3 protein-coding genes are annotated in these 9,737 nt (G+C 77.0%); 1 reads left to right on the plus strand and 2 read right to left on the minus strand.

Annotated features, from left to right (window positions below):
• Together AB0M39_RS40285 and AB0M39_RS40290 are read right to left on the minus strand one after the other, a co-directional pair.
• Nucleotides 1-1,497, minus strand: a 1,497-nt coding sequence (locus AB0M39_RS40285) for a polyketide synthase (RefSeq protein ID WP_365373669.1), incomplete at its 3' end; no start/stop codon positions are given.
• Nucleotides 1,490-8,245, minus strand: coding sequence for an SDR family NAD(P)-dependent oxidoreductase (locus tag AB0M39_RS40290; RefSeq protein WP_365373674.1), 6,756 nt, complete (start codon nucleotides 8,243-8,245; stop codon nucleotides 1,490-1,492). The genes AB0M39_RS40285 and AB0M39_RS40290, both read right to left, overlap by 8 nt.
• A gap of 413 nt (nucleotides 8,246-8,658) precedes the next feature.
• Here AB0M39_RS40290 and AB0M39_RS40295 point away from each other — a divergent pair, with 413 nt between their 5' ends.
• The gene (locus tag AB0M39_RS40295; RefSeq protein ID WP_365373671.1) at nucleotides 8,659-9,552 is read left to right on the plus strand and encodes a LysR family transcriptional regulator; all 894 of its coding nucleotides are present in this window, start codon (nucleotides 8,659-8,661) and stop codon (nucleotides 9,550-9,552) included.
• Nucleotides 9,553-9,737 lie beyond the last annotated feature (185 nt).

Here is a 9,737-nt window from a genome sequence, read left to right on the forward strand (position 1 = left end):
GGCGGGCGGCGAGGCCCACCAGGGCCTCGACGCCGTGCGCCTGTAGCCCGGCGCCACCGCCCCCGTCCTGGGGGCCTCCTCGACCACCGCGTGCGCGTTGATCCCGCCGAAGCCGAAGGCGTTCACGCCCGCGCGGCGCGGCGCGGCGCCCGCCCGCTCCCAGGGCTCCGCCGTCGTCACCGGGCGCATGCGCGTACGGGCGAACCCCTCGTGCGGCTCGTCGAGGTGGAGGGTCGGCGGCAGCGTCCCCTCGCGCACCGCCAGCACGGCCTTGATCAGTCCGGCCATCCCGGACGCCTGCATGGTGTGGCCCAGCATCGACTTCACCGAGCCCATCGCGACCTGCTCGGCGCCCGCCCCGCCGGGCCCGAACACCCGGGCGAGCGTCGCGAGCTCGGCCTCGTCGCCGACCGGCGTCCCGGTGCCGTGCGCCTCCAGCAGGCCCAGGGCGCCGGGCGCCGCGGGGTCGAGCCCGGCGCGCCGCCAGGCCTGCTCCAGGGCCCGCGCCTGGCCGTCGACCAGGGGGCTCATCAGGCTCGCCGCCCGGCCGTCGCCCGCCACGCCCATGCCCCGTACGACGGCGTGGACGCGGTCGCCGTCGCGTTCGGCGTCGGCGAGGCGCTTGAGGAGGACGACTCCCGTGCCCTCCGAGAGCAGGGTGCCGTCGGCGCGGCGGTCGAAGGGGCGGATGCGCTGGCTGGGGCTGAGCGCCCGCAGCTGGGTGAAGACGCTCCACAGGGTCGCGATATGGCAGTGGTGGACGGCGCCGGCGACCACGAGGTCGCAGCTGCCGCCCGCCAGCAGCCCGGCCGCCTGCTCGACGGCGAGCAGCGAGGAGGCGCAGGCCGCGTCGAGGGTGTAGGCGGGTCCGCGGAAGTCGAGGCGGTTGGCGGTCCTGGCGGCGGTGAAGCTGGGGACGAGGCCGATGGACGCCTCGGGCTGCTCGGGTCCGAGGCCCTGCTGGAAGGCCTCGCGGACGGCGGCTATCCGCTCCTCGCCGAGCTCGGGGGCGAGTTCGCGCAGGGTGGCGGCGAGCTGGTGAGCGGTGCGCACGCGCTGGTCGAGGCGGGCGGTGGCCACGCCCATGAAGCCGCCGCGGCCCAGGATCACACCGATTCGGGAGCGGTCGGCGGGCAGTCGGTCCTCGCCGCCCGCGTCGGCCACCGCGTCGGCGATGACTCGCAGAGCGAGCAGCTGGTCGGGCTCGGCTCCGGCCACCGCTGCGGGCATGATGCCGAACCGGGTCGGGTCGAACGCGGCGAGCTCGTCGACGAATCCGCCGCGCCGGCAGTAGAACCGGTCGCTGCGGGCGGGCCCGTCGCCGCCGTGCGGGTCGTAGTACACCTCCGGGTCCCAGCGGCCCGGCGGCACGTCGGTGATGGCGTCGACGCCCGCGAAGAGGTTGTCGCGGAAGGCGTTCAGGTCCTTCGCGCCGGGGAAGACCGCCCCCATGCCGACGATGGCGGCGTCGTCGGGGCGGGGCCCGCGGTCACCCATGGCGGGTCGCCCCCGCCGTCAGGACGACCTGGCCGCTCGTGCCGTGCGCCAGCTCCGCGAGGAAGGCCGCCGTGCCGGCCGCCGGGTCGAGGAGCGCGATGCCCCGGCCCGCGTACACGCGCTCCAGCTCCGGGGTGACCATGCCGCCGGAAGAGGCCGCCCACGGGCCCCAGTCGAGGGCGAGGACCCGGCCGGGGAAGCGGCGCGACCAGGAGGGGGCGGCGGCGAGGGTGTCCAGGGCGTCGTTGGCGGCCGCGTAGTCGGCCTGGCCGCGGTTGCCGTACACGCCGGCGACGCTGCCGAAGAGGACGAGGAAGTCCGGTGCGGGCGCGGGGCCGTGGTCAGCGGCGGCCTCGGCGAGGTGGCGCGCCCCGTCGGCCTTGGTGGCGAAGACCCGGGCGAAGGACGCCGGGTCCTTGTCGCGCAGCAGCCTGTCCTGGAGGACTCCCGCCCCGTGCACGATCCCGTCGAGCCGGCCGTGCCGTGCGCGGACGTCGTCGAGGACCGCGCGGACGGCCGCGGGGTCGGTGACGTCCGCCGCGTGGTAGCGCACGGAGGCGGCTGCGCCGTGGAGTTCGGCGAGGGCGGCCCGGATCTCGCGGGCCGCGAGGATGCGGGACGCGGCGGCCTCGACGTCGGCGGGGGTGCGCAGCCCGCCCTGGACGAGGGCCGCGCGCAGGGCGACCCGGTCGTGGGCGTGGGCGACGGCGGGGTCCTCGGGGGCGTCCGGGGGCGGGGTGCGGCCGATGAGCTCGATATGGCAGCCGGTGGCGCGGGCCAGGGCGATCGCCGTGCGGGCGGTGATGCCGCGGGCCCCTCCGGTGAGCACCACCACCGCGTCCCGCCCGAGCGGCGGGGCGGCCGGCTCGTCGGGCAGGGCGACGGGGACGGTGCGCAGGGTGTTGCGCGTGCCGTTGGTGTAGCCGACGACGGACGGCTCCTCGGGGGCGCAGAGTTCGGCGATGAGGTGGGAGGCGATCCGCTCGGGGCGGTCCTTGGGGTCGACGTCGACGGCGCGGACGAGGGCGCCGGGGTACTCGATCGCCGCGGTACGGGCGAAGCCGTGCAGCCCCGCGCCCGGCACCGGGTCGGGCGACGGGTCGGCTGCCTGCTCGGTCCGGCCGAACGCCCCGCCGCAGCCGGTGACGAGCAGCAGCCGGCCGGCGCCCGCGACCAGGGCGGCGCGCAGCGCGCCGAAGTTCTCGGGCAGCACGGGCGCCGGGGCGGGGCGCAGGGCGCTGAGGTCCACGACGCCGTCCGCGCCGGCGGCGTCCACGAGACGGTCGGGGTGGAGGGTGCGGACCTCGGCGCCGTGGGACTCGAGTGCTGCGGCGAGGGCCGCCGCGACGCCGAGCCCGTCGTCGACGACGGCGAAGCGCAGCCCGGGCAGCGCCTCCGCGCTGTCGCGGGCGGCGGCCGGCGCCACGGCGGCGACCTCGACCAGCAGTCGCTCGACGCGCGTCCTGTCCGGCGCCGCCTCCTGCCCCGCCTGCTGTACGGCCTGCTGTACGGAGTCCGCCGCGGGATTCTCGTCCGGGCGATCGCCGCGGGCGACGATCCAGTCGACGATGCCGCTGATGGTCTTCAGCCGGGAGAGCTCCTCGACGGCCGACTCGGCGGGTCCGTCCGCGCCGCTGGGCAGCCCGATCCGGTCGGCCAGCGCCCCGATGATCTCGACGCGTTTGATGGAGTCGACGGAGAGGTCGGCCTCCAGGTCGAGGGAGGGGTCGAGCATCTCCTTGGGGTAGCCGGTGCGCAGCTGGACGATCTCCAGTACGGCGTCCATGAGCTGCGCGGGCGTCAACGGGCGGTCGTCCGCCTCCTGTTCCGCCGCCTGCTGTTCCGGAATCCGCTCCGGCGTCTGCTCCCACTGCGGATCAGCCGCGGTCGGGGGCGCGGCCGCCGGCGGCGCCGGAGCGTTCTGCGGCGCCCCCAGATAGCCGAGCAGTACGTCCCGTTGCGCGGCGACCAGTTCCCGGGCGCCGCGCAGATACTCCAGCACGGCCTCCTCCCGCCGGTCCCCGCCCTCGGCCGGGCGGGCCGTGGCGACCCGCCGGGCCGGGAGCAGTCCGCCCGCGACGGGCTCGCCGTCCGCGGTCCGTACGAGGTGGCCGTCCACGGTCCAGCCGGCGCGCCGGGGCGGCTGGGCGGGCAGCGCCGCGGTGCGGCCCTTGAAGAGGGGCTCGGGGTCGAACGGCACGCCCGCCGCCACGAGTTCGGCGAGCGCGGTGACCAGGCGGGTCACGCCGTGCTCGCCCGGCACGTCGAGGGGGACGGCCCAGTGCGGCCTCTCGCCCAGGGTCCTGCCCACCAGTCCGCTGAGGACCCGTCCGCAGCCTGCCTCCACGAAGACCCGCACTCCGGAGGCGTACATGGCCTCGATCTGCTCGGCGAAGCGGACGGGCTCGGCGAGCTGCCTGGCCAGCAGGTCCCGTACGGCCGCCGGCTCGGACGGGTAGGGGCGCGCGGTGGTGTTGGACCAGACGGGGAGGGCGGGCCGGGCGAGGTCCACCCCCGCCAGCTCCTCGGCGAGCGGGCCCGCGGCGCCGGCGACCACCTCGCTGTGGAAGGCGCAGGCGACCGGGATGCGCGTCGCGGCGATGCCCACGGAGCGCAGCGCGGCGACGGCGTTCTCGACGGCGGGCGTCGGGCCGGAGACGACGCACTGCGCGGGCGCGTTGTGGTTGGCGACGACGCAGCCGGGCGGCAGCAGGGGCAGCTCGTGGGGGGCGGCGGGCACGGCGGCCATCGCCCCGGGGTCGTCTCCGGCCGCGGCGAGGATGGCGGCGGCCCTGCGGTCGCTGAGCCGCAGCAGGGCGGAGGTGTCGTAGGCGCCGGCGGCCCACAGGGCGACGAGCTCGCCGTAGGAGTGGCCGGCCGTGCAGTGGGCGCGGACCCCGAGCGTGTCGAGCAGGCGGTGCGCGGCGGCGCCGGTCAGTCCGAGGGCGGGCTGTGCGACACGGGTGTCGGTGACGGCGGCGCGCTGGGCCGCCTTGGCCTCGGGGGTGAAGCCGGCGGGCGGGAACATGGCGGCGAGGACGCGGTCGTCGGCGCCGTACAGGACGCTGCGCAGCCGGGGGAAGGCGATGAGCAGGTCGCCGAGCATGCCCGGGCGCTGGCTGCCCTGGCCGGGGAAGAGGAAGGCGACCTGTCCGGCGGGGCCCTGCTCGGGCCGGACGCGGACGCCGTCGCCGGGGGCCGGGTCCCGGGCGCGGTCCAGTCGGGCGGCCAGGTCGTCGAGGTCGGCGGCGACGAAGGCGAGCTGGATCTCCCCCTCGCCCCGGGCGGCCTCGGCGGCGAGGTCGCGCAGCGGCCAGGGACGTCCGGCGGCGTCGTTCTGCGCCAGCCGGGCGGCGAGGCGGTCGACCGCGCCGAGCGCGGCGGCGCGGTCCGCTCCCCGGAAGCAGAACAGCTCGGCGGGCCAGGCGTCCAGGCCGTGCGCGGGCTCCTGAGCAGCCGCGTGGCCGGCGAGGACCGCGTGGTAGTTGGTTCCTCCGAAGCCGAACGCGCTGACGGCGGCGCGCCGTCGGGCGGCGGGCACGGACCACGGCCTGGCCTCGGTGTCGAAGAAGAACGGGCTGGAGTCGGGCTGCCAGTCGGGGTTGGGCCGGGTCAGATGGAGCGTCGGCGGCCGTACGCCCGAGTGGACGGCCCGTACGGCCTTGATGAGCCCGGCGAGGCCGGCGGCGCACTTCGTATGGCCGAGCTGGGACTTGACCGAGCCCAGCGAGCAGTAGCCGGTCGCCTCCTGCGGGCCCGGCGGCTGCACGGCGCCCGGGTCCTGCCGCGTGGCCGACCGCTCCGTCCCGGTCCGCCGGGGGGTGCGGAACACCTCGGTCAGGACGGACAGCTCGGTGCTGTCTCCGACCACGGTCCCCGTGCCGTGCGCCTCCACCAGGCCGATGTCGGCCGGCGTGAGGCCCGCCCTGCGGTAGGCGCGCTCCAGGGCGCGCCGCTGGCCCTCCGGGCGGGGGGCGGTGAGGCCGAGGGAGCGGCCGTCGCTGGACGCGCCGACGGCCTTGACGACGGCGTAGACGCGGTCGCCGTCGCGTTCGGCGTCGGCGAGCCGCTTGAGCACCAGGCAGGCCACCCCCTCGCCCAGCGCGATCCCGTCCGCGCTGGCGTCGAAGGGACGGCATCTGCCGGTGGGCGACAGGGCGCGTACGGAGGCGAACATCAGATAGTCGTTGACGCCGTTGTGCACGTCCGCGCCGCCGCACAGCACCATGTCGCTGTCCCCGTCGAGCAGTTGCCTGCACGCGAGGTCGAGGGCGGCGAGCGAGGACGCGCACGCCGCGTCGATGGTGCAGTTCGCGCCGCCCAGGTCGAGCCGGTTGGCGACCCTTCCCGCGATGACGTTGGCGAGCACTCCGGGGAAGGAGTCCTCGGTCAGCCGGGGCAGCTGCTCGTCCAGCTCCGGCGGCAGCTCGCCGAGGTAGCCGGGGTGCAGGGCGCGGAAGCCGTACGCGCCTGCCAGGTCGGTGCCCGCCTCGGCGCCGAAGACCACGGAGGTCCGAGTCCGGTCGAAGCGTCGCTCGCCCGCGTATCCGGCGTCCCCCAGGGCGCGCGCGGCGACGTCGAGGGCGAGGAGCTGCACGGGTTCGATGGAGCCGAGGGAGGCGGGGGCGATGCCGTGGGCGAGCGCGTCGAACGGCGCGGGATCGAGGAAGCCGCCCCACCGCGACGGGGTGCGCTCCCCCGCCCGCGCCGGGTCCGCATCGTGGTAGACGGCGGGGTCCCAGCGCTCGGCGGGCACTTCGGCGACGGAGTCGGTCCCGGCGACGATGTTGGCCCAGTAGCCGGCGAGGTCGTCCGCGCCGGGGTAGCGGCAGGCCATGCCCACGACGGCGATGTCGAGCGGCAGCCGGTCGTCGGGGTCGGGCGGCTGTGCGTGCTCCCGCAGCTGTTCGGCGCGCTCGGCGAGCAGGGCGGTCGCGTCGTCGGTCACCTGTGCGTGCAGGGCGGCGACGGTGGTGGGAGCGGTCCGCGAGGCGGCGACCTGGCCGAGCATGTACAGGCCGTCGGCGCGCTGTTCGGCCTCGCTCACCGGGGCGAGGCCCGCGTCGGTGCGGCGCAGGCCCTTGCTGGCGATCCGCAGCCGTCCGAGGTTGAGCCGCTCCAGCTCCTCCCACGCCTCCTGGGGGCTGACCCCGTCGGCGCGCAGTCGCTCGGCGGCGGCGGCGAAGGCGTCGGCGTACGGCGTGGCGGCGCAGCGCGTCGCATGGCCGGGGGCGGTGCGCAGGAGGGTCGTCGTGCGGCAGTCGAGCGCGGTGCGCTGGAAGGCGGGGAGCACGGCGCCGGCGGCGACGGCCTCCTCGGTGAACAGGTAGGCGGTGCCCATCAGCACGCCGGTCCGTGCGCCGCGCTCGGCCAGCGGGGCCGCGGCGGCGGCGACCATCGCCGCCGAGCGCGCGTCGTGGATCCCGCCGGCGAACAGCACGTCGAGCTCGGCCGCGTAGGGGCAGCCGAGCAGCCGGTCGATCTGCTCCTCCCAGAGGGGGAAGGCGGCGCGCGGGCCGATGTGGCCGCCGCATTCGAGCCCTTCGAAGACGAACCGCCGCGCGCCCTCGGCGAGGAAGCGCTCGAGGAGGCCGGGCGAGGGGACGTGCAGATAGGTCTTGGTCCCGGCGGCTTCGAGGGGGGCGGCCTGGGCGGGCCTGCCGCCGGCGATGACGGCGTACGGCGGGCGGACGTCGGCGACGGCGGCGAGCTGTTCGCGGCGCAGCTCCTCGGGCGCGAAGCCGAGCAGCCCGACCCCCCAGGGCCGCCGGTGCAGCGCGGTCGCCGTCTCTGCGAGGAGCGCTCGTACGTCGGGGCCGTCCATCACCGCCAGGGCCAGGAACGGCAGTCCGCCCGCGTCGGCGACGGCGGCCGCGAAGGCGGGCCGGTCGCTGACCCGGGTCATGGGGCCCTGGGCGACGGGCAGCAGCGTCTCGCCGGGGCGGGTCTGGAGCGGACGCGTCCGTGCGGCGGCCTCGACCTGTCCTGCGACGGCCGCCCGTACGGCCTGCACGACGGCGCCGGTGGTGCGGTGACGGGCGGCGAGGCGGGCGGCGACGGGCCCGTCCTGGCCGATGGGCAGGGGCTGGGTCCGCAGGTCCCGCGCGCCGAGCGAGGCGGCGACGTCGCCCTGGGGCAGGGCGATGTCGGGCCGGGTGTAGACGCGATGGCCCGCCACGAGGGCGGTCTCGCTGCCGTCCATGGCCGAGATCGCGTCGGCGACGGCGGCGGGCAGCGCGTCGGCGCCCTCGGCGGTGAGGGCGAGCTGTGTGTCGAGCACGACTCCGGCCGCGCCGCCCGCGACCGCCGCGGCCGCCGTGTGCGGGCCGATGCCGCCGGCGGCGAAGACGGGGACGGCGACGGCGGACTCGGGGTCGCCCAGCAGTCGTTGGAGGAGGACGAACGTGGTGAGCTCGCCGACCCGGCCGCCCGCCTCGTGGCCTCGGGCGACCAGCGCGCTCGCTCCGGCGGCGACGGCCGCGGCGGCCTCGTCGGGGCTGACGACCTCGGCCCACACCCGGCGCCGCCCGCCCGCGGCCCAGGCGCGCGCCCCGCTGCGCCACCGCTCCTCGGCGAGCAGCACGGTGTCGACGCCGGCGGGCAGCTCGTCGGGGGCCAGCGGGCAGCCGGCCGGAACCCGGACGCCGAACGAGCCGTTCAGGGCGGCGAGCGCGGCTCTGGCCCGGTCGCGGTCCCTGCCGAGGTCGAGCAGGCCGAGCGCGCCGGCTCGCTCCGCGGCGGCGGCCATCGCGGGGTTGGGCTCCTCGAACGGGGTGACCACGACGACGAGGTCCCGTCGGAAGGACGACCGGGCGGGCTGAGAGATCACGGGCTCTCCTTTGGTCCGAGCGGGGGCCGGGCGGGGCCGAGCGGGTACCGGGGCGCCGGGCGGTTCCGTACGAGGCCAGGCGGGGGAGCGGGGCGCTGCGGGCGGGGCCTGCGGACTGGGCTCCGGAAAGTGACCGGACGGTAACGTCGCACGCCGCGTTGCATCGTGCGGCTGCGGTCCCGCAGTGTCAACGCTCTCGCGCGACCCATGCCGTCGCGGTATGAATCGCTGCCTCCGGGTTCTCAACTCCCCTGGCGACAGGGACACTTGTTCACCCCTGTGCCTCTTACACGCCTCTTACACCTGCAAGGAGCTGGGGCTAACGTCCGCACATGACCCCCACACTGCAGCAACTGCGCTACCTCGTCGCCGTCGCTGACTGCCGCTCCATCACAGCCGCGGCCTGCTCCGTCTACGTCGCCCAGCCCGCCCTCTCCCGCTCCATCCAGTCCCTGGAGAGGGATCTGGGCGTGGAGCTCCTCGACCGCAGGGGCAGGGCGGCGAGCCTGACCCCCGAGGGCGCCCGCGTCGTACGACTGGCCCGCACGGTCCTCGACGCCGTGGAGGCGATCGAGGACATCCGCCCGGCGCACCAGAGCGCTTCGCGCGGCGCGCTGGCCGTGGCCGTCACTCCGACGCTGTCCCTGGATCTGGCGGCCGACATCGTGCCGTCCTTCTGCGAACGCCATCCGGGCATCGAGGTCCGCGTGGTCCAGCACGACAGCCGCGAGGCGCTCGTCGGCGCGCTGACCGAGGGCACGGCGGAGCTGGGCCTGGTGGACCTGCCGGTCGACAGGGACCTGTCCACCCATCATCTCCAGGACCGGGAGGTGGTGCTGATCTCCCCGCCGGGGTCGAAGCTGCCCGACCCGGTCCCGTTCCGGATGCTCGGCGGGCTGCGGATGGTGCTCCCGACGCCCGGCACCGGCCGGCGCACGGAACTGGAGGCGATGTTCGGCCGGATCGGGGTGCGCCCGGTCGCGGTGGTCGAGGCGGACGAGCGGCTGGCCTGGGTGACGAGCGTGGCGGACGGGCGCGGCTCGCTGATCTGGTACCGGGACATGGTGTTACGGGCCTTCGGCCGCAGAGTCGAGGTCCGCTCCTTCACTCCGCCGCTGCTGCGGGCCGTCGGGATCGCGCACCTGAGAGGCTCGCTCAGCCGCCCCGCCCGCGCCTTCCTCGCGCACGCCCGGTACAACGTGCCGGTGCGGGAGCCCGCGCGATGAGAGGCGACGCCCGCACGCCGCGGCCCAGAGGGCGCCGCCATGCCCGCCGGGCGTCGGCCCCTGCGGAAACGGTGTGCGGCGGGTCCTTGGAGCCTCAGGCGGCCGCCGCCACCTGGTGCGCGGGGTCCGGCGCCTGATCCCACGCTCGGGCCCGCGGGCGGGCTGGGCAGCGCTGCCGGCGGCCC

The organism is Streptomyces sp. NPDC051907, assembly GCF_040681075.1.
GTDB lineage: Bacteria > Actinomycetota > Actinomycetes > Streptomycetales > Streptomycetaceae > Streptomyces.